This is a genomic window from Flavobacterium chungangense LMG 26729, assembly GCF_000735715.2.
Taxonomy (GTDB): Bacteria; Bacteroidota; Bacteroidia; order Flavobacteriales; family Flavobacteriaceae; genus Flavobacterium; species Flavobacterium chungangense.
The window spans coordinates 84143-104473 of record NZ_JASY01000005.1 but is presented as its reverse complement, the minus strand read 5'-3'; the positions used below and the strand labels follow the sequence as shown (position 1 = coordinate 104473).

Here is a 20331-nt window from a genome sequence, read left to right as displayed (position 1 = left end):
TTGATAGACAAACCATCAACTAAAAACCAACAACCAACAACATAATTTATGACTCAGATTAAACTATTTTGCCCGGCTACTATCGCAAATCTATCGTGCGGATTTGACGTTCTTGGACTTTGCTTAGACAATGCGGGCGATGAAATGATCGTTCGAAAATCAGATCAGAAAGGCGTTCGGATTACTAAAATTGTGGGTGCCGATTTGCCTCTTGAAACCGAGAAAAACGTTTCGGGTGTGGCGGCTTTGGCGATGTTAGCTACTTTGGACGAATTGGATTTTGGATTTGAAATCGAAATTTATAAAAACATCAAAGCCGGAAGCGGAATCGGAAGCAGTGCTGCAAGTTCTGCGGGAGCGGTTTTCGGAATTAATGAATTATTAGGAAGACCATATTCCCGTAAAGATTTGGTTCAGTTTGCGATGCAGGGCGAGAAATTAGCCAGCGGAAACGCACATGCTGATAACGTTGCTCCTGCCCTTCTTGGTGGATTTACTTTGGTAAGAAGTTATGCTCCGCTTGATATTATCAGAATTGACAGCCCGGAAGAATTATACGCAACAGTGGTTCATCCGCAAATCGAATTAAAAACATCGGATGCCCGTTCGGTTTTAAAACAAAACGTTTCCCTAAAAAGTGCGATCATGCAATGGGGAAATGTGGGCGGATTGGTTGCAGGTCTTTACACCAAAGATTACGAATTGATTGGAAGATCGCTTCATGACGAAATCGTAGAACCTCTAAGAAGTGTTTTAATCCCGGGATTTGACCAGATCAAACAAACCGCTTACGAAAACGGTGCTTTAGGTTCGGGAATTTCAGGTTCCGGTCCGTCGATTTTTGCTTTAAGCAGAGGAAAAGAAACTGCCGACCAAATAGCAAAAGCCATGAGCGAGGTTTACGAAAAAATGAATTTACCTTATGAGATTCATGTTTCGAAAATTAACCCGGACGGAGTACGCGTTTTGTAAAATATGAGATGTGAATTGTGAAATGTATTAAGTACGAAGAATTACGTATTAAGATTTATACGAGGCGTTTGTCAGGCTGAGCGAAGTTGAAGCCTACGCGAAGTACAGACACAAAACATAACCGTTCAGTTTGTCATTTCGACGAAGGAGACCCGAGCGATAGCGAATAGGCGAAGCAAATCTCCGCTAGAAGCTCGACAAAGTACAGACGCAAAGCATAACCATACAGTTTGTCATTTCGAGGAACGAGAAATCTCCCCAAGAAGCCCGACAAAGATTGGACTTTCGTTGCGGAGTTACTTGCGAAGATTTCTCCTCCGTCGAAATGACAAAAAAGCGATTAAAATAGTAAAACATAATTTATTGGAATTTAGAATTTTAGTATTGGAATTTACTTTCTAAAAATCTAAAAATCTAAAGTCTAAAAATCTAAAATAAAAATGAAATACTACAGTTTAAACCATAATGCCCCAAAAGTTTCTTTTCAGGAAGCGGTGATACAAGGATTAGCGAGTGACAAAGGATTATATTTCCCGGAAAATATTACTGCTTTAGATCCGTCTTTTTTTGATAAAATCGAAAGTTTAAGCCACGAAGAAATTGCTTTTGAAGCGATTAAACAATTCGTTGGCGATGAAATACCAGAAGCAAAACTTAAAGAAATCATTGCTGATACTTTAGTTTTTGATTTTCCGGTGGTGAAAGTCGAAAACGGAATCTATTCGTTAGAATTATTTCACGGTCCGACAATGGCTTTTAAAGACGTTGGAGCGCGTTTTATGTCACGTTGTTTGGGATATTTCAACAAAGACAAAAAAGACGCTAAAAACACCGTTTTAGTGGCAACTTCCGGAGATACGGGAGGCGCAGTGGCAAGCGGATTTTTAGGCGTTGACGGCGTTGATGTTGTCATTTTATATCCGTCAGGAAAAGTGAGCGACATTCAGGAAAAACAATTGACTACTTTAGGGCAAAACATTAAAGCACTTGAAGTTGACGGTGTTTTTGATGATTGCCAGGATATGGTAAAAAAAGCGTTTTTAGATGAAACTTTAGCGCATAAAAACCTGACTTCGGCAAACTCAATTAATATTGCGCGCTGGCTGCCGCAGATGTTTTATTTCTTCTTTGCTTACAAAGCGTTGAAAAGCCAAAACAAACCGTTGGTTTTCTCTTGCCCAAGCGGAAACTTCGGAAATATCTGTGCCGGAATTATGGCAAAGAAATTAGGTTTGCCAATTGAACACTTTGTAGCGTCTACAAACGTAAACGACACCGTACCAAGATTCTTAGAAAACGGAAAATACGACCCGAAACCTTCTAAAGCAACCATCTCTAACGCAATGGATGTTGGAAACCCAAGTAACTTCATCAGGATTCAGGAATTATACAATAATGACCTGAAAGCTTTCGAAAAAGATTTTTCTTCTTATAGCTATACAGATAAACAAACCCTTGATGCTATGAAGAAAATTTATAACACAGACGGTTACATTGCAGAACCGCACGGCGCGGTTGGTTATTTAGGTCTGAAAAAAGAGCTTGAAAAACACCCCAATGCCATTGGAATTTTCTTAGAAACCGCTCACCCAATTAAGTTTCTAGATGTTGTTGAACCGGCGCTAGGAATTACACTTCCTATTCCTGCTCAGATTGAGAGTGTAATTAATGAGGAAAAAGTTAGTGTGAAGATTGGGACTTATGAGGAGTTGAAGGAGTTCTTGGGGTAACAAATTTATTTATATCATATACAAAACGACTGAGATTTATTTCAGTCGTTTTTTTATTAATAGTGCTATCCGAGGCATCTTTAGGTTTTTCTTCTACCAAAAAATAATTATTCTATGTCAAGTTTAAAAATTATTGCAAGAAAAATAAAATAATTCTTCGCTTATCTATTCGATTTTAAATGTACACTTGATAGTTTGTTTCGTCTATAAATGAGCTAACAAACATACTACGGCGAAAGTGCAAAAAAGAAAAATTAACTGAACTTATTTTAATTTTAAATATATCGCTCAATACTAAATGCTAACTTTAGTATGTAGCATATTTTGCATACTATAATTAGCTTTGAACATTGAAAACAATCTCAATGGATAATAGAGAAATACTTGCAAAATTTGGACGGCGTGTTAGAGAAATCAGAAAAGAAAGAAATCTTTCTCAAGAAGAACTTTCTTTTAAAGCTGATTTACATAGAACCTATATCGGAATGATAGAAAGAGCTGAAAAAAATATTACTCTTATTAACATTGATAAAATTGCAAAAGCACTTAATGTTGATTTAAAAGAGTTATTTGATGAGTAAAAAGAAAATTCCAAGTTTACCGAAACTTTTAAAAAGTAAAATATACAAAACTGGACAGACAAGAGGTGCCGATGATGATGTAATTTTTCAAAATAGAGTAAATCGAAATAGTACCGTTTTAATTCCTTATGATTTTTTCGACTTGACAAGTCAAGCACCTGATAATGAAGGGAAATTTGAAAATGGTTTTATCGTACTAATAAATCCTGTAGATTATTTTTGGAAAGAGAACTTTGAAATTGAAATGATGTCTAAAGGTTTAGAGCTTGGTAAAAATGCAATACTTTTTTACGAAACGAGACAACAATGGAATGAATATAACCCAATTAATAAAAAACTAAAACCTGCAACAAACAGAACTGAACCTCTTGGTGGCGTTTTTGTTGCTAGAGTTCCATCAACTACATCATCTGGTGATGAAAAGATAAGTTATGGATTTAACATTAGTAAACTAAAAGGTGCTGGAATTAGAGTTTATGAGTACGCCAGTAAAGAAGTAATGAAAGATTGTCAAGACCAACTTGAATATCTTTTTTGGCTATGTTTCGACTCGGAAAAGGTTGCGTTAGAAGCTGGAATGTCAATCGAACAAATTAAAGAGCGAAAATCATATATTGAAGAGGTTTGTAAAGAAAGAAAACTTTCTGAACACAAACTTCTTAAAGAAAACCGAATGATTGATAACAATGAAAACACTGTTTGTCCATTGTGTTTAGAAAAATTAAAAGGAATTGGTTTTTTAAGTAGATTAGTCCAAGCAGAAGGAAGAATTGTACCAGACTTAACAGTGACCGAAATTAATTTATTCCATATCAAAGAATTAAGAACTGGAGCTTTTAATCATAAACCTTATAACCTTGGTTGGGGTCATCATCATTGCAATGTTGTTTGCAAAGATTCTGGAATAATTGATACTCTTAAATGGATGAAAATAATAGTTGACAAGAACCTAAATGAAGGAATTGAATTTTAACCAAACAAGCTAACCTGTTCCTTATTGGCAATATATTTGGTAGACTTCATTATTGAGTTTTTTTGATCATTTACCGTTGCAGGTAAACTCTTGTAATTTTCAATTCTGTTAATGATTGTTTCATACCATTCTTTTTCTAACTCAATACTTATTGAGTAACGGTTTAAGTTCAAAGAAGCAATTGATGTACTCCCAGAACCAGCAAAACAATCTAAAATAATATCATCTTCAAATGTAGTTGCATTTATACAATGTTCTAACATTTCTAAAGGCTTTTCTGCTGGATGTTTACCTTTATATGGTCGAACAGAATTAAAATCCCAAACATCCATAAATTGAATATCTGCTGAAACTTCAAATTTTCTAATCACATCCTCATAATCCGGCATAACCGAAACTTTTCCAGTTTCCAAAATTGCCACACATATTTTATCATATTGTTCTCGACTTGGGATATTCCTTCCTGTTTCCCAGTTTGAAACCGCTCCACCATGATTCACTTTTCCATAAGCTCCAACAATTTCTGTCAATTGATGACCAGATAAGCCTGCAATAGTTCTTTTCTCTTTTAAAAAATTTCCAAACCATGAGCGTTTTAAATTTCCTTCCATTGCAGGCTCAACAAATAAAATTCTCTCCGAATGCGGATACCATTGTCTTAATGCTTCTTTTTTCATCTTTCCTTTCCATCCGTCAAATCCTGGATCATTTGGTTTGGTCCAAACTATATGTGAAAGAATATTAAAATATTCAGACATAGCTATTTCAAGTTTTGCAGACATTGCAGAAGAACAATACATGAAAATGGAACCGTTAGGCTTTAAAATTCTTTTCCATTGAATAAAATAACCTTTCATCCAACTTATAAACTCTTCGTCAGTTCCAAACGCTTTATCATTTGCAATATTATCTTTTTTTGTACTGTGGTAAGGTGGATCAGTAAGAATTAAAGAAATTGACGAATCAGGAATTAATTTCAATTTTTCTAAAGAATCTCCCATAATAGCGATGGATTTTCCTGTAGAAAAACAAACTTCATTTCTAAAACTATTTTCAATCAATGAAAACTGTGTATGACGTAATTCTTTATGCGACATTAATAGCTAATTATAGTATGCAAACTTAATAACAAAAAATCTAATTTACAAAAAATAATTGAAGACGTTATTAACAAAAATAAACGTAAGTACACTAACAACCGTTACTAAGAGATTTGAGAATGAGGCTTAATTTAAAAATGTTTTTGTATTTAAGAAGTGCTGTTATCCCCTTGCAACGTGCACGAGCAAGACGCTCCGCTAGCAATAGAACAAAAAAAAGAGACCTTAACAGATCTCTTTTTTTATTTTAATATTCAAAAAATTATTTCCCGTTCAATAACTTCTCCAAATACTCAACTTTATCTTTTTCAGCTTGAACCAAACGTTCGTAAAGTTCAACAACTTTATCTAAAGGATTAAAAGTACATTCATTATTATATGTTCCTTGTCCAAAACTACTATTTGAAACAGTATCATTAAAAGTATTAAAATAATTAAAAACCGCTTCTTCCGAAAAGTTTTTAATTGCTTCAACAGAAACTCCAAGAGCTTTTGCCACTTCAACTAGTTTTTGTTCTTCCACAGTTTCGCTGTTTTCAATAGCAGAAACTGCCTGCTGACTTATTCCTAAAGCCTGCGCCAGTGCTTCCTGTTTCATATCTTTAAGCTCTCTGATACGGCTTATGTTTCTGCCGATATGTTTTGGTTTTGTTGCTGTACTCATAATTCAAAGATATTTAAAATTCTTAAACGAAAATTAATTTTGGTAAAAAACAAAGCTGTTTTTGTAAGATACTCTTTTCGTATTTTATATAAATTATTGTTTATCCAGTTTACAATTAAACAAATCTAAAAATTATTTCTACGTCCCCAACACAAATTGAATGTGTTATTAATAAACAAAAAGTAAGTACGAAGATTAGGACTTCATTAGTTAAATATTTAATACATTTAAAAAAATATTTTTTGTCCCCTTCCAATTGATTATAAAATGAAAAAAACTGCTTTATTATTTTTAGCTATAGTGTTATTCTCCTGTTCTGAGAAAAATAATAATTATAAGAAAGTCGATTTAGAAACATATTCAGAATATAAAACTATCGATACTTTATTGAGTAAAGAAAATTTATTAATTACAATGGGGCAAAATTCGAGATATCCGCAGATCAGTCAAATATTGTGCAAGAAAGATAAATCCTATTTTGTTTTTGATACAAATTGTTATTTAGAAAATGATTCTGTAATCATTGCTTACGCTCCACCATTAAAATCAGATTCAGATACTGGCAGCTTTCAGAAAAATGGTATTTGGTTTTATTCTGAACATTATGAAGATAATAAAAAAGGGAATTCTGTGTATTCAGTTTCTGATGTAGGGGCAAAACTTAGTGTTGATTCTGTACCAAAAAGCTTAAAAATAAAACAACTTCCAAAATCTGAAGGTATTTACTTTTTTGAAAACAATACGCTTAAGCAAATTTCTTCTATTCAGTCTGAAGATGCTTTCTACAAACTCAATAAAAATGGATTCTACTTTTTACCCAATACAGGAAGGTTATTTGAGCATATAAAAATCAGCTCGATTGAGTAATATTCATTTTGTCCGATATAAATTTGATGTTTTCTATAAATTTAAAACCACAATTACACCGATTATCTTAGTGCAGTTTATAGTTTTTATTTAGGAATAGTTTCTTATGTTTGACCCTAATTGCTTTAATCAAAAAATAAAACATTAAACCAAATTATGAACATAAAAATTCTCGTTCTTATAGCCGTAATACTCATTTTAATTTTAAATTATAAACGAATATTGGCTTTCATTGAATATTACCAGGAACAAAGAACTATTGAGTTTAAAAAAAGAACAGATATTGATTTACAATCACTTATAAGGATATCTGCACGCCCGAAATACTTTCTGTTTGGTTTAGAAATGTATTTGTTTCCAAAGCCGGTTTTTTATTTTGATAAAGAAAATTTATACCGCATTCAATTAAATGAGCCTGTAATCAAACATGATATTTCTACTATTATTGAGGTAAGAAGAACCAATATTGTGATTAATGAAAGAAGAGTCTGGAAAATAATTATCAATGATTACGGCGGTAAAATAAGCTATAAGGTTCGAAGTAATTATGGTAAATTCGATTGGTTTTTAGACAAGATCAAAAAAAATCCAAATGCAATTGTAGACTCCAAACATGTGTGGGGTATTTTTGAATAATATCACAATATAAAAACCTAAATAAATAATTTTAAAAAAATATAATATGAGATTATCCCGAATAACATTATTGATATACACTATTTCATTATTATTATTTTCATGCGATAGAAAAGACCCAAATAAACAAGTTGACGAAGGAACTTTAAAAGGAGAAATATATAAAAGTAGAGAAATTGGCTGGGAGATTCGAGTTCCAACTGGCTGGTCAATTGTTTCAAAAGATATCACAGAGCAACAGGAAGAAAAAGGGCAAAAAGCAATAGAAAAATCATCAGGACAAAAGATGGATTTGAAGTCTTTAAAACACTTAATTAGTTTCCAAAAAAATCAATTTAATTTGTTCGCTTCAACATCAGAGCCATTCAAAGAGGATTTTTCCGGGCAATATGAACAAACTAATAAAGATTTAAATGCATTAATTTATCAAACCTATGTTGATCAGGGTATAAAAGTAGATTCTTCATCAGGAAAAGAAATAATCCAAGGAATTAAATTCAATACTTTTTACACTACAATTTATGCTCCGGACGGAAAAGTAATTCTTAATCAAATTTTATACAGCAAACTGATAAATGGTTATGATTTTGGTGTGAATATTAATTATAATAATGAGGAAGATAAGAAAACAATGATTGATGCCTGGAAAAAATCAAAATTTGAGAACAGATTAAAGAAACAGTAGTTTCAATTTTACTTCATCGTCCCCAACTTTTGTTTAAAATCTAACTCGCCATCTGACATTTTACAATTTACATTTCACAAAAAAATGATTACAAAAGCATTACTCGAAGATATTCCGCCATTAGTAACTTTAATCAATTCGGCTTACAGAGGCGAAACCTCCAAAAAAGGCTGGACAACCGAAGCGCATTTACTCGAAGGAAAAAGAACCGACGAACAAGAAATGACCGAAATCTTTCTGGATCCAAAAAATACGATTCTGAAGTTTACAGAGAATAATACGATTATCGGTTCGGTTTTATTGGTCGAGAAAGAACATCAATTGTATTTAGGAATGCTGACCGTATCGCCAAAACTTCAAAACAGGGGCATCGGGAAAAAGCTTTTGGCAGAAGCCGAAAATCAGGCGAAAGCTTTGGGGTTATCGAGTATTATCATGACCGTTATTTCTGTTCGTGAGGAACTTATTGCCTGGTACAAACGCCATGGTTATGTGGATACGGGTGCGCGTGAAGCTTTTCCGGAAAGCGGAATTCATGTTACGGTTTCTGATGAACCATTGGAGTTTATATTTTTAGAGAAGAAACTTTAGAGTTTTACCGCAGAGATTCGCAAAGGGTTACGCAGAGGTTCGCAAATTTTTTTTTTAAATCTCGCAAAGGCGCAAAGTTTTTTCACGCAGATTTCAAAAAGATTTAAGCAGATTATCTTTTTTAAATCTGCTCAAATCTGCAAAATCTGCGTGAAAATAAAATTTATTTCGATCCTTTAGTTGGCTATTTTTAATTCGTTACTGGCTACAAATAGATGCGCAAAGTTTTTTCACGCAGATTTAAAAAAGATTTAAGCAGATTATCTTTTTTTAAATCTGCTCAAATCTGCAAAATCTGCTCAAATCTGCAGAATCTGCGTGAAATAAAACTTTGTGACTTCGCGGGATTTTTTTATATATAAAAACTTAAACTAATCTGTATATCAAAAACTTAGCATCTTTTCTTAATCTTTGATAAAAACTCATGAGAGACTCCAAGATACGAAGACAAATTTTTATTATTTATTTTCTGCACCTTGTGAGGATAACGCTCCTTAAAATCGAGATAACGCTGTTTGGAAGTTTTATTTAAAACATCAAGAAGGCGCTCCTGAATAGCTACATTGGCACTTTCGATCATTAGTACATGAAACTGAAAGAGTTTAGGTACTTTTGCAAACAGCTGTGCTTTTTCTTCTTTATTGATGACTACTATTTCGCTATCTTCAATAGCTTTAATATTATACGTGGTGGGTTTTTGATGATAAAAACTCTGCAGGTCACACATCCATTCGTTTTCAAACGAAAAGAAAATAACGCTTTCGGTTCCATTTTCGTTTAACGCGTACGTTTTAAACAGTCCTTTTAAAATAAATCCCTGATAACTGTTGTAGGAATTTTGAATTTGAAGAAATTGATTCTTTTTTAGTTTAATAAGTTGTGTTTTTGAGACAATAATGTCCCATTCCTGATCAGTGAGCGGAATTTTTCGCTCAATGCTTTTTCTTAGTAGGTTGTACATGTTTATATTTTTTTAAGTAAACGTGGTTTTTCGATAACTGTCAGATTCGGGGGAAAAAACAGTGTAATCGATTACGCAAAAGTATATTATTTGTTCTTTTTTGTAAATCAACAATTGTTAAAAAAACTATTTAGCTTATTTTTTTTACAAAAGTTTGAACTTATTCATTTTTTTTACAAAATGATATATAGAGATTTGTACTGTTAAATATTTATAAACCCCCAAACTTACATTATGAAATTTAAATCAACATTATCCATTTTTTTAACTGCAGTAGTTTTCTGTTTTACAGCGTGTAATTCTGAAGAAATTGCTTCATCAAATGAAGCAGCAACTATTGAAGGAAACATTGAAACAGGTAGTATTTCGACATCAAAAATCGGAAATTGCTCAGAAGTACCTGGCTGGGCTTCACAAAACGGAAACACAACCGGAGGAGGTTCTGCAGCTGAAAAAGTTGTTACAACTTATGCTGAGTTGAAATCTGCAATCGAAAGCAGTTCGGTAAAAGTTATTAAAGTTTCCGGAACTATTACCGTTACAACAAGATTATCATTACAGGATCAAACCGGAAAAACTATTTACGGAGCAAGCGGAGCAAAATTGGTTTCTAATAATCAAACTAAAGACGGTTCCGGTATCATTAACATCAAAAGATGTAAAAATCTAATCATCAGAAACTTAATTTTTGAAGGTCCTGGTGCTTATGATACAGATGGCTGGGACAATGCTATCTTAGACGACTGCCAAAATGTATGGGTTGACCACTGCGAATTTAGAGATGGTGTTGACGGAAACTTCGACATCAAAAACAAATCTGATTATATTTCGGTTACGTATTCTAAATTTCATTACCTAAAAGCACCAAAAGCTGGTGGATCAGGAGGTTCTGATGATCACAGATATTCAAATTTAATTGGTTCAAGCGATGGTGCAACAGCCGATCGTGGAAAATTAAGAATCACTTTTGCAAGATGCTGGTGGGCTCCGGGATGTAAAGAAAGAATGCCTAGAGTTCGTTTTGGAAAAGTGCATTTGGTTAACAATTTCTTCAATAGTACTGTAAGCAACAAATGTATTGCTGCCGGTGTTGAAGCTGATATTCGTATAGAAAGCAACGTTTTTGAAGGTGTAAAAACGCCAATCGATTTAATGAGTGGTTATACTGCTGTTACTGAAACCGACAATGTTTTCACAAATACAACAGGAAATAAAGCAGGTAACAAAACAGCTTTTACACCTCCTTATACTATTGTAAAACTTAATAAAACAGCTGTCAAAGCAGATATTTCTTCTAATGCGGGAGCTACTTTAGGCGGTAACATTTGCGGTTCATTCTAATGAAACCAAAATAGAAAAAATTAGTTTCGTTTTTAACCACGGATTGCAGTTGTGCAGTTCGTGGTTTTTTTATTTTAGCCTTAAATTAAAATAAGTTTCTTGTGTTTATTTTACAGTTATATAGTCTTTTAAGTGCTTTTTTGTTTAACGGAGGATTTTAAAAAGATTTAATCTGATGAAATAAAAGTCATTTTTACCCATTTAATCTGTAGATAAAACTTTGTACGATTTTCAAATATTCTGTCAGACACACAACAGTGAGTCTTTAGAGAAAACCTTTAAACCTTAAAAGTTAAAGAACCAAATCCTCAAACAAACGCTGAATTGTTTTTTCCAGATCTTCACACATTCCGGGATGTGGCCTTGAGGTTTGAATGGCAGAACTTCGAATCGCTGTCAGCCATCTAAAACGCGATGGAATATCCATTTCTCCAATGGGTCCGCCGTCCTTGTCTCCGGTTGCAATTTTCTTAAGTGCTGTTATATTGCAGTGCAATTGTTCTACATCAAAATCATTCGAAAGGGCTTGTATTTTCGCATCATCAATATGTGATAATACTTTTATAAATTTGGCTTTTTTGCAAAACAAAATGATTCCAATATTCAGGAACTCTTCGCGCTCTACCCTTGGCACCACACGAATTACGGCATACTCATATAAGTGACTATCTTGCATTTTGAGCCTGATTTACAAAAATTTCGGAATGATTTAATCGGGTCTGCAAAAACTGTAAATATACATTTCGCAAGGCTTCAGGAGTTTCATCTGTATCTTCCCACTGCAGCCATTCCAACGGAATCGTATTAACTATTTCTTCTACTATTTGCGGAGTTAAAAGTGCTCTGAATTCGGCATCAACTTCTTTTAAAAGTGAAGCCTGAGGCAATAATACATGATCCTTAATCAATGCAAACGGACTTTTGGCATGCTGTTCCCAGTTATTCCAGGAATGATGAAAATACAAACACGCACCATGATCGATCAGCCATAGTTCTTTATGCCAGATCAGCATATTGGTATTTTTAAAAGTACGGTCGACATTGGTAATATAAGCGTCGAGCCAGACAATTTGTGAGGCCAGCTTATCGTCAACAGTTGTTACGACCGGATCAAAAGTAATGGCACCTGACAAAAAATGAAGTGCCAGATTTAATCCCTGACTTCCCTGCAGTAAATCCTGAATCTCTTCATCGGCTTCGGTACGTCCAAAAGCTTCATCCAGATTGGCAAAAACCAATTCCGGCAGCTGGAGTTTTAAGGCTTTTGCAATTTGTCCGCCAATCAATTCGGCAATCAAAGCTTTTACCCCGTGACCTGCCCCTTTAAATTTCAGGACATATTTAAAATCGTCATCGGCTTCCGCCAAAGCAGGTAAAGAACCTCCCTCGCGCAAAGGCGTGATATAACGCGTAACATTTACCGTTCTAAGATCGAAGTTATTTTTCATACAGGTAAAATATATTTCATAAGCAGTACTTTATAACTACAAACTTACTCATTTAAGAAATTAGAACTTTATACTTCTTATTTCAAAATTCCCACAATTCACAAAAAAATAAAAGCTCCATCAGGAGCTTTCAATATTTAAGTATGTAATCTAATTGACTAATTACCTCATTATCTAATTATTCCTCCTCATCCTCAACATGATGTGATTTCGAATAATTACGCCATTTTTCAAGGCAATCCTGAAAATCCTGAGGCAATTCGGTGTCAAAACGCATCAATTCTTTTGTATTTGGATGTACAAAACCAAGGGTTTTAGCATGCAGCGCCTGACGTGGCAAAGCTTTAAAACAATTCTCTATAAATTGTTTGTATTTGGTAAAAGTCGTTCCTTTCAAAATCAAATGCCCCCCGTAACGCTCATCATTAAACAACGGATGACCAATGTGTTTCATGTGCGCACGAATCTGGTGTGTTCTTCCTGTTTCTAAACGACACGAAATCAAAGTCACATAACCAAAGCGTTCTAAAACCTTATAATGTGTAATTGCAGGCTTTCCAATTTCAGGATCAGCAAAAACCGCCATTTGCATGCGGTCTTTTAAATGTCTGGCTAAATTTCCTTCAATGGTTCCGCTTTCTTCAGCAACATTTCCCCAAACAAGAGCGACATATTCACGTTCCGTCGTTTTAGCTTCAAACTGTTTGGCCAAATGTGTCATGGCTGCTTCCGTTTTAGCTATAATCAAAAGTCCTGATGTATCCTTGTCAATTCTGTGAACCAGACCAGGGCGTTCACTGCTGTTCATTGGTAAATTTTCAAAATGAAATGCCAAAGCATTCACCAAAGTTCCTGTATAATTTCCATGTCCGGGATGCACTACCAATCCGGGTGGTTTATTGATAAGCAAAAGCGCCTCATCTTCATAAACTATATCCAACGGAATATCCTCCGGATCTACTCTGTTTTCAAACGGAGGATGCGATAACATTACCGTAATGATATCAAAAGGTTTTACTTTATAATTTGATTTTACCGGAATCTCATTAACAAAAACACTTCCTTCACTGGCAGCATTCTGAATTTTATTCCGGGTTGCATTCGGAATCATATTCATCAAATATTTGTCAATACGCAACAGCGCCTGACCTTTAGGCACATCAAACCTGAAATGTTCGAATAATTCGTCTTCCAGATCTAAATTTTCTTCACTATTATTGTTCATCAGTTGGGGTTTCTTCAATTGGCGCAGCAGTACTGTCTACAGCCTCACTTTCATCTACATAACTTGCTTTTCCGTCACCTAAAACCAAATCGATTTTAGACGCTTTCAGCACTCTGTCTCCTGCTTTCAGGTTTCTGCCTTTATAGCGAAGTTCCAAAACCATATCTTTTCCAAGATTCGGAATATACGTAATCGTTCCTTCCTGAAGTCCTAAAGCTTTCAGTGTTGGAACTGCTTCACGATACGTTTTATCAATTAAATCCGGAATTCGAACAGACGAAAATCCCGATGCATTAATTTTTATATATATTTTTCTTCCTACTTTCACCATCGTTCCCGGCAATGGATCCTGCTCTACTACACTAAATTTAGGAAACTCGCTTCTATAATCAACACTATCCAAAAGCACATAATCCAGATCCAGCTCATCCAGTTTTTCTTCTACTTGTTCTTCCGTTAGTTTAGCTAAATTCGGAACTGCAATTTCATGTCCATGATCTGTTGTAAACGTTAGCCAATGCATAAACAAATAACCCAGAACCGCAATAATAGCAGCTGCACCCAACACTTGTAAAAAAAACACACGGCTCGTTAAATACTTACGTAAACTCATAAATTTATTTTTAGATGAACGCAAAGATAAAGCTATTTCGTTTGAAAAAAAATGATAATTTTGTTTTAAGCAAGAAAGTAACACGATGTTATTAATGTTGAAAACAAAGATTATTGAAATTTCAATTTTCAGAAGCTGTTTCCTGCTGTCCGCTGTATCTTTTGCGCCTCCCGATAGCTATCGGGACTGCACAAAAGGATGCTGCTACCATCAGGGCTAGGGCTTTTGGTTTCATAAGAGCATTTTCGTCACTATTATTGACAATGGTGTCAGACTGAGCGGAGTCGAAGTCCTATATGCGAATCACTTTGCGGGGACTTCGACTCCGCTCAGTCTGACAAAAAAGAAATTGTAAAACATGACACGAGGCTTTAGCCGAATTGGCGTAGCAAACAAATAAAAACTAAGAATAAACCTGAAACAAAAATATAAAATGAAAAACATAGCCATCATCATGGGCGGATATTCAAGCGAATATAAAATCTCTCTAATCAGCGGAAACGTTGTAAAACAATACCTTGACAAAACAAAATACAACGGATTCCGAATTCATATTTTCAAAGAAAAATGGGTTTATGTAGACGAAAACGATGCTGAATTTCCAATTGACAGAAATGATTTTTCAGTTACTGTAAACGGAGAAAAAATCAAATTTGACTGTGTTTTCAACGCGATTCACGGTTCTCCGGGCGAAGACGGACTCATGCAGGCATATTTTGAATTGTTAGGGATTCCACAAACTTCCTGCGATTATTATCAGGCAGCCGTAACCTTCAATAAACGTGATTTATTATCGGTTTTAAAACCATACGGAATCAAAACAGCCATCTCTTATTACCTAAATAAAGGAGACGAAATCAATACAGCCGAAATCGTAAAAAAAGTAGGTTTGCCTTGCTTCGTAAAACCAAACAAAGCAGGTTCAAGTTTCGGTATTTCAAAAGTAAAAACCGAAGCCGAATTGCCAATCGCTATTGAAGTAGCTTACAAAGAAGACAACGAAATCATCATCGAAAGTTTCCTTGACGGAACTGAGGTTTCTGTTGGCGTTATCAATTACAAAGGCGAAATTATCGTTTTGCCAATTACCGAAATCGTATCAGACAATGATTTCTTTGATTACGAAGCCAAATACGAAGGCAAATCTCAGGAAATCACTCCTGCGAGAATTTCAGATGAACTGACACAAAAAATTGGCGAAACAGCCAAACGTGCTTATGAAGTGTTGAAAATGAAAGGATTCTCACGAAGCGAATTCATTATCGTAAACAACGAACCACACATGCTGGAAATGAACACTATTCCGGGATTAACAACAGAAAGCTTAATTCCGCAGCAAGCCAAAGCAGCCGGAATATCTCTTGAAGATTTGTTTACAAATGCAATTGAACTGGCACTTGTATAAGATGCTAAGATAATGAGGTGCTAAGATTCTAAAATTTCAGCACCTCATTTTTTTAATAAAATGTCACACATTGATTTATGATGATTTTAGTTGGAACCCGGGATTCAAACATAAAAAATGGAATAATTTTAAACGAAAAATGTCCAAAATGTAACGAAGAAAACACATTGCATTTTAGTATTTACAGAAAATATATTTCTCTTACCTTAGTTCCTTTGTTTCCGGTTGGTAAAACGGTTTTTATTAATTGTAATCATTGCGATGAAAATTTTGATTACGAAGATTTACCTGAAAGTATTCAACTAAAACTGAGAAATGAAAAATTAGATGCTACACCCTGGATGTTTTTGGGTTCCATTATTTTAGTTGCATTCATTATTTTTTCAATCAGTAATTATTTTGAAGAAAAGGACGAGACCAGTATTCTAATAAAAAATCCAATTGAGGGGGACGTTTATAATTTAAAGTTCTCTAACGGTTATTATTCGAACATGAGAATTGACAAAGTAACCAAAGACAGCATTTATACTACCCATAATGATTTTGAGGCCTATATGCCATACGAAATCGATGATTTGGATAAACCAGAAAATTTTTCAGATCAAAAAGTGTATTATTCCAGAAAAGATATTTTAAAACTTTATCAGGAAGATGAAATAATAAAAATAAGGCGAAAATAATAGTTTAATTTTCCAATAAAAACTCAGTAACTTAGTTCCTCAGAACCTTAGCACCTCAACAAATGAAAGAAATCTTCGAATGGAATAGATTGCTATTTAATGAATTACCGGGAGTATTTCTTCTGGAAGTCATATTTCGTTCAACCGTAATGTTCATCATTTTACTGCTGACCTTAAAACTCGCCGGAAAACGAGGCGTAAAACAATTATCGATTTTTGAAACCGTAATTGTAATTGCTCTAGGTTCTGCAGCGGGAGACCCAATGTTTTACGAAGATGTTGGCATTGTACCGGCTGCAATCGTTTTTTTAGTTATAATCGTTTTGTATCGCACTGTTACCTGGCTGACCGGAAAAAGCAAAAAATTTGAAGAATTTATTGAAGGTAAAACTGAGTGCCTTATTAATAACGGGAAATTTTCTGTAACCAGTTTCAAAAAAGAAACATTGGCTCAGGATGAATTTTTCTCAGAACTTCGGGTAAAATCTATCGAACATTTAGGACAGGTAAAACATGCATTTATAGAACCCAGCGGCGAAATAAGTGTTTTTTACTATGACGACAAAGAAGTCGGATACGGATTACCAATATTACCCGCTTTATTTACTGAAAAAAACAAAATTATTCCAAGAGAAGGAACTTACTCCTGTAGTTTCTGTGGACATACTGAAAAACAAAAATCAGGAACTGCAAAATGCAAAATCTGTCAAAAGGACGAATGGGTCGCTTCAATAAATACGTTGCGAATAACCTAGATTCAATATCAATATCAAACTCAAAATTCAATAAAAAAATTGAGCTCTGTTTGCTGAAACCTGAATTTCAAAAATGAAAAAATGAAAAAAGCTATATTTCCTGGATCGTTTGATCCGATCACATTGGGACACGAAGATATTATAAAAAGAGGGATTTCTCTTTTTGATGAAATTGTAATTGCAATTGGTGTGAATGCCGAAAAAAAATACATGTTTTCACTTGAAGAAAGAAAACGTTTCATTGAAGAGACTTTTAAAGATGAGCCCAAGATTTCTGTAATTACTTACGAAGGCTTAACAATAGATTTATGTCATAAACTAAAAGCAAATTTTATTTTAAGAGGATTGCGAAACCCGGCAGATTTCGAATTCGAGAAAGCCATTGCCCACACCAACAGACGTTTATCTAAAATTGAAACCATCTTTTTACTGACTGCTGCACAAACTTCCTTTATCAGTTCAAGTATTGTTCGTGATGTATTACGTAATAACGGTAAATATGAAATGCTGGTTCCGGATGCGGTAAGAATAGCTAAGAAATAAATATTATATGAAATTAAAAAAAATAATACTCTGTTTATTAATGCTCAGTCTATTTAGCTGTGCAACTAAAAGTAATTTTTCAAAAAACAACCTCAATCAGGAATATTTTAATGGTAAAACAATTGTATTTTCAATTAATGAGAATAGTGTAAAAAACATTAAAAAATCAGGCCCTAGAGCAGGTATTGAAAGAAGACCTGATATAAATGAAACTTTTAATGAATCAGTAGCACAATTAGCTAAAGAAACTAAAATTAATTTAAAAGTAAAGTATTTTAAAAATCAAACAGCCAATGTTTCCGATATTAATGTTGAAGCTGAAATAACTGATATTTCTTGGATGTTTGATTTATCCTCTGCGACAATGGTATCTACAATTAACTATAAAATTGGGAATAAAATTTATAAAAAAGTCGGTCTTTACAAGAATATGTCCGGTGGATCTGAGAAAAAAAACTTAATTAGATCTTTAAAAACAGCACATTATTCTCTTTTACAAGAATTACAAAAATAAATTTATGATTTTTTCAACATGTAAACATCAAGCCTAAATTTGCCTACGACATAAATTAAAACTACTTTCGCCCTTTCAAACAAACACTAAAAAATGAGCATCGAAAGAGAATTAAATAAACGCAGCGGATCTAAATGTGAACTTTGCAGCGCTGAAGAAAACCTAAAAGTGTATACCGTTTTACCCACTCAAAAAGGCGGTATTGATGAAGCTGTATTAGCCTGTAGCATTTGTATTGACCAAATAGAAAACCCGGATAATGTCGATTTAAATCACTGGAGGTGTTTAAACGACAGCATGTGGAATGAAAATATTGCTGTTCAAGTCGTAGCCTGGAGAATGTTAAGCCGTATGCGTGCTGCCGGCTGGCCTCAGGAATTATTAGATATGATGTACTTAGACGAAGATACGCTTGCATGGGCGAAGGCAACCGGCGAAGGCGAAGATGATGAAAACAAGATTATTCACCGTGACAGTAACGGTGTTATTTTAGAACACGGAGATTCTGTAGTTTTAATCAAAGATTTAAAAGTAAAAGGATCCAGCATGGTGGCCAAGCAAGGAACTGCTGTTCGTAACATTCGTTTAGACCATGAAAATGCCGAATATATTGAAGGAAAAGTGGATGGTCAGCAAATTGTAATCATTACCCAATACGTTAAAAAGATATAACTAAAAAAGTCACCCTTTTATTGTATTAACAAAAGGGTGACTTAAAAAACTTGTAAAAGAATCAATTAACCTTATTATAATTTTACATTTTTGGCAACAATACAGTATCTACTACATGTATTACACCATTTGACTGATTAACATCTGCAATGGTAACTTTCGATTTATTTCCGCTTTCATCAGAAATATACAAATCTTTCCCGTCCATCCAGGCAGTTAAAGTTCCGCCGCTAACTGTTTTAAGAGTTGCTTTTCCTTTACCCATTTTTATTGCTTTTGCAATATCCGAAGCATTCATTTTTCCTGCTACAACATGATACGTCAGGATAGTTTGTAATGTTTTGATGTTTTCAGGTTTCAATAATGTTTGAACAGTTCCTTCAGGCAGTTTGTCAAAGGCTTTGTTTGTAGGCGCAAAAACGGTAAAAGGACCTTTGCTTTGTAATGTTTCTACTAATCCTGCTGCTTTTACAGCAGCAACCAATGTAGTATGATCTTTTGAGTTCACCGCATTTTCAATAATATTTTTATTTGGATACATCGCTGCTCCGCCTACCATTACTGTTTTTTGAGCGTTTGATGTAAATGCAAATCCTAAAGCTAAAACTGCTGTTGCTAAAAATTTTCTAGTTTTCATAATGAATGTTTTAAGTTATAAGGTCATTTACGGGGATAAACCCATTTTGGTTTTCAAAAGAAAAATACCTGATAACAAAAAATGCAAAATACCAGCAGTAAGCCTTGTAAACAAGGCATTTAATAAATTATTTTATTTTTTATCAAATTTCTAAAGATGCATCATTTTTATGTTCATTTTATTATTAACTTTAGAATCAAAACCTATCTTTTATGGAAAATATGCCTAAAAAAGTCAGAAGCCGAAAACTAAATACCAAAGTTGATTTAACCGCTATGGTTAGTATTTCTTTTTTACTGATTATATTTTTTATGATTACGAAGGAATTGGCGAAACCGACTGTAATGGATTTCAGCTTGCCAGAAAAAAATAGCTGTCGTGGATCAATAGCATGTATTAACGCAGGGCGAATTTACACAATATTATTAGGCGATGATGACAAAATAATAACGTATCAAGGTTTATTAGACAATCCTTTACAAAATCCTAAAAACGTTTCGTATGGTAAAAATGGTATTCGTAAAGAACTATCTAATAAAAAAATTAATATTTATAATTATACTGGAGATCCAAATAAAGGTCCAATCGTAATCATAAAGCCAAGTAATAAATCTAATTACGGAAACTTAGTTGATATTCTGGATGAAATGGCAATTACTAAAATTCAAACTTATGTAATTGATAATGATTTCACTCCCGAAGAAACCAAACTATTAGCAGCGAACTAAAATTCAAAAT

General features: G+C 33.9%; 24 protein-coding genes. 16 read left to right on the top strand and 8 right to left on the bottom strand.

Features of this window, described 5'->3' with window-relative positions:
* The first annotated feature begins 48 nt into the window (after positions 1–48).
* The 4 genes from JE46_RS11370 to JE46_RS11355 all read left to right on the top strand — a co-directional run bounded on the left by JE46_RS11370 (position 49) and on the right by JE46_RS11355 (position 4256).
* Positions 49–972, top strand: a complete 924-nt coding sequence (locus JE46_RS11370) for a homoserine kinase (RefSeq protein ID WP_031455404.1) — start codon at positions 49–51, stop codon at positions 970–972.
* A 440-nt stretch (positions 973–1412) separates the two neighbouring features.
* Positions 1413–2702: a threonine synthase gene (gene thrC / locus JE46_RS11365; RefSeq protein WP_031455403.1), complete on the top strand. Its 1290-nt coding sequence runs from the start codon at positions 1413–1415 to the stop codon at positions 2700–2702.
* 365 nt (positions 2703–3067) lie between these two features.
* Entirely contained in the window at positions 3068–3283 is a 216-nt protein-coding gene (locus tag JE46_RS11360; protein WP_031455402.1) for a helix-turn-helix domain-containing protein, read from the top strand.
* The gene (locus JE46_RS11355; RefSeq protein ID WP_031455401.1) at positions 3276–4256 is read left to right on the top strand and encodes a BstXI family restriction endonuclease; all 981 of its coding nucleotides are present in this window, start codon (positions 3276–3278) and stop codon (positions 4254–4256) included. The genes JE46_RS11360 and JE46_RS11355 overlap by 8 nt, the downstream gene beginning before the upstream one ends.
* Here JE46_RS11355 and JE46_RS11350 read toward each other — a convergent pair.
* Entirely contained in the window at positions 4253–5353 is a 1101-nt protein-coding gene (locus tag JE46_RS11350; RefSeq protein WP_031455400.1) for a site-specific DNA-methyltransferase, read from the bottom strand. The genes JE46_RS11355 and JE46_RS11350 overlap by 4 nt on opposite strands.
* 265 nt (positions 5354–5618) lie before the next feature.
* On the bottom strand, positions 5619–6020 hold the full coding sequence (locus tag JE46_RS11345) for a helix-turn-helix domain-containing protein (protein WP_031455399.1): 402 nt from the start codon (positions 6018–6020) through the stop codon (positions 5619–5621).
* A 267-nt stretch (positions 6021–6287) separates the two neighbouring features.
* Between JE46_RS11345 and JE46_RS11340 the strand changes: the two genes are divergently transcribed.
* The 4 genes from JE46_RS11340 to JE46_RS11325 all read left to right on the top strand — a co-directional run bounded on the left by JE46_RS11340 (position 6288) and on the right by JE46_RS11325 (position 8799).
* The gene (locus tag JE46_RS11340) at positions 6288–6887 is read left to right on the top strand and encodes a hypothetical protein (RefSeq protein ID WP_031455398.1); all 600 of its coding nucleotides are present in this window, start codon (positions 6288–6290) and stop codon (positions 6885–6887) included.
* Positions 6888–7043: 156 nt separating this feature from the next.
* Positions 7044–7523 (top strand): hypothetical protein, encoded by a 480-nt coding sequence (locus JE46_RS11335; RefSeq protein ID WP_031455397.1) that lies wholly within the window; start codon positions 7044–7046, stop codon positions 7521–7523.
* A gap of 46 nt (positions 7524–7569) precedes the next feature.
* Complete coding sequence (locus tag JE46_RS11330; RefSeq protein WP_031455396.1) at positions 7570–8208, top strand: hypothetical protein; 639 nt, start codon at positions 7570–7572, stop codon at positions 8206–8208.
* 84 nt (positions 8209–8292) lie between these two features.
* Positions 8293–8799: a GNAT family N-acetyltransferase gene (locus JE46_RS11325; protein WP_031455395.1), complete on the top strand. Its 507-nt coding sequence runs from the start codon at positions 8293–8295 to the stop codon at positions 8797–8799.
* Between the two features lie 391 nt (positions 8800–9190).
* Here the strand turns inward: JE46_RS11325 and JE46_RS11320 are convergent, their stop codons facing one another.
* The gene (locus tag JE46_RS11320) at positions 9191–9760 is read right to left on the bottom strand and encodes a Crp/Fnr family transcriptional regulator (RefSeq protein WP_031455394.1); all 570 of its coding nucleotides are present in this window, start codon (positions 9758–9760) and stop codon (positions 9191–9193) included.
* Positions 9761–9994: 234 nt separating this feature from the next.
* Between JE46_RS11320 and JE46_RS11315 the strand changes: the two genes are divergently transcribed.
* On the top strand, positions 9995–11101 hold the full coding sequence (locus JE46_RS11315; protein ID WP_031455393.1) for a pectate lyase family protein: 1107 nt from the start codon (positions 9995–9997) through the stop codon (positions 11099–11101).
* 292 nt (positions 11102–11393) lie between these two features.
* Here the strand turns inward: JE46_RS11315 and JE46_RS11310 are convergent, their stop codons facing one another.
* The 4 genes from JE46_RS11310 to JE46_RS11295 all read right to left on the bottom strand — a co-directional run bounded on the left by JE46_RS11310 (position 11394) and on the right by JE46_RS11295 (position 14387).
* Positions 11394–11777, bottom strand: coding sequence for a DUF3037 domain-containing protein (locus tag JE46_RS11310; protein WP_031455392.1), 384 nt, complete (start codon positions 11775–11777; stop codon positions 11394–11396).
* The gene (locus JE46_RS11305) at positions 11767–12549 is read right to left on the bottom strand and encodes a HipA family kinase (RefSeq protein WP_031455391.1); all 783 of its coding nucleotides are present in this window, start codon (positions 12547–12549) and stop codon (positions 11767–11769) included. Before JE46_RS11305 ends, JE46_RS11310 begins: the two co-directional genes overlap by 11 nt.
* A 178-nt stretch (positions 12550–12727) precedes the next feature.
* The gene (locus JE46_RS11300; RefSeq protein ID WP_031455390.1) at positions 12728–13774 is read right to left on the bottom strand and encodes an RluA family pseudouridine synthase; all 1047 of its coding nucleotides are present in this window, start codon (positions 13772–13774) and stop codon (positions 12728–12730) included.
* Entirely contained in the window at positions 13764–14387 is a 624-nt protein-coding gene (locus JE46_RS11295; protein WP_031455389.1) for a PASTA domain-containing protein, read from the bottom strand. Before JE46_RS11295 ends, JE46_RS11300 begins: the two co-directional genes overlap by 11 nt.
* A gap of 433 nt (positions 14388–14820) precedes the next feature.
* Between JE46_RS11295 and JE46_RS11290 the strand changes: the two genes are divergently transcribed.
* From JE46_RS11290 to JE46_RS11265, 6 genes are all read left to right on the top strand, one after another.
* Entirely contained in the window at positions 14821–15792 is a 972-nt protein-coding gene (locus tag JE46_RS11290) for a D-alanine--D-alanine ligase (protein ID WP_031455388.1), read from the top strand.
* A gap of 77 nt (positions 15793–15869) precedes the next feature.
* A complete protein-coding gene (locus tag JE46_RS11285; RefSeq protein ID WP_157505909.1) occupies positions 15870–16472 on the top strand; it encodes a zinc ribbon domain-containing protein in 603 nt (200 codons plus the stop codon).
* A 62-nt stretch (positions 16473–16534) separates the two neighbouring features.
* A complete protein-coding gene (locus JE46_RS11280; RefSeq protein ID WP_031455386.1) occupies positions 16535–17227 on the top strand; it encodes a DUF421 domain-containing protein in 693 nt (230 codons plus the stop codon).
* 81 nt (positions 17228–17308) lie between these two features.
* Positions 17309–17770 (top strand): pantetheine-phosphate adenylyltransferase, encoded by a 462-nt coding sequence (gene coaD, locus JE46_RS11275; RefSeq protein WP_031455385.1) that lies wholly within the window; start codon positions 17309–17311, stop codon positions 17768–17770.
* Between the two features lie 7 nt (positions 17771–17777).
* Positions 17778–18284, top strand: a complete 507-nt coding sequence (locus JE46_RS11270; RefSeq protein WP_157505908.1) for a hypothetical protein — start codon at positions 17778–17780, stop codon at positions 18282–18284.
* A 93-nt stretch (positions 18285–18377) separates the two neighbouring features.
* Positions 18378–18956, top strand: coding sequence for a PhnA domain-containing protein (locus JE46_RS11265; protein ID WP_031455383.1), 579 nt, complete (start codon positions 18378–18380; stop codon positions 18954–18956).
* A gap of 82 nt (positions 18957–19038) precedes the next feature.
* Here JE46_RS11265 and JE46_RS11260 read toward each other — a convergent pair whose 3' ends face one another.
* On the bottom strand, positions 19039–19593 hold the full coding sequence (locus tag JE46_RS11260) for a fasciclin domain-containing protein (protein WP_031455382.1): 555 nt from the start codon (positions 19591–19593) through the stop codon (positions 19039–19041).
* A gap of 212 nt (positions 19594–19805) precedes the next feature.
* Here JE46_RS11260 and JE46_RS11255 point away from each other — a divergent pair, with 212 nt between their 5' ends.
* Positions 19806–20321 carry an ExbD/TolR family protein gene (locus JE46_RS11255; protein ID WP_031455381.1) on the top strand — a complete coding sequence of 172 codons (516 nt, stop codon included), beginning with the start codon at positions 19806–19808 and terminating at the stop codon, positions 20319–20321.
* Positions 20322–20331: the final 10 nt, after the last annotated feature.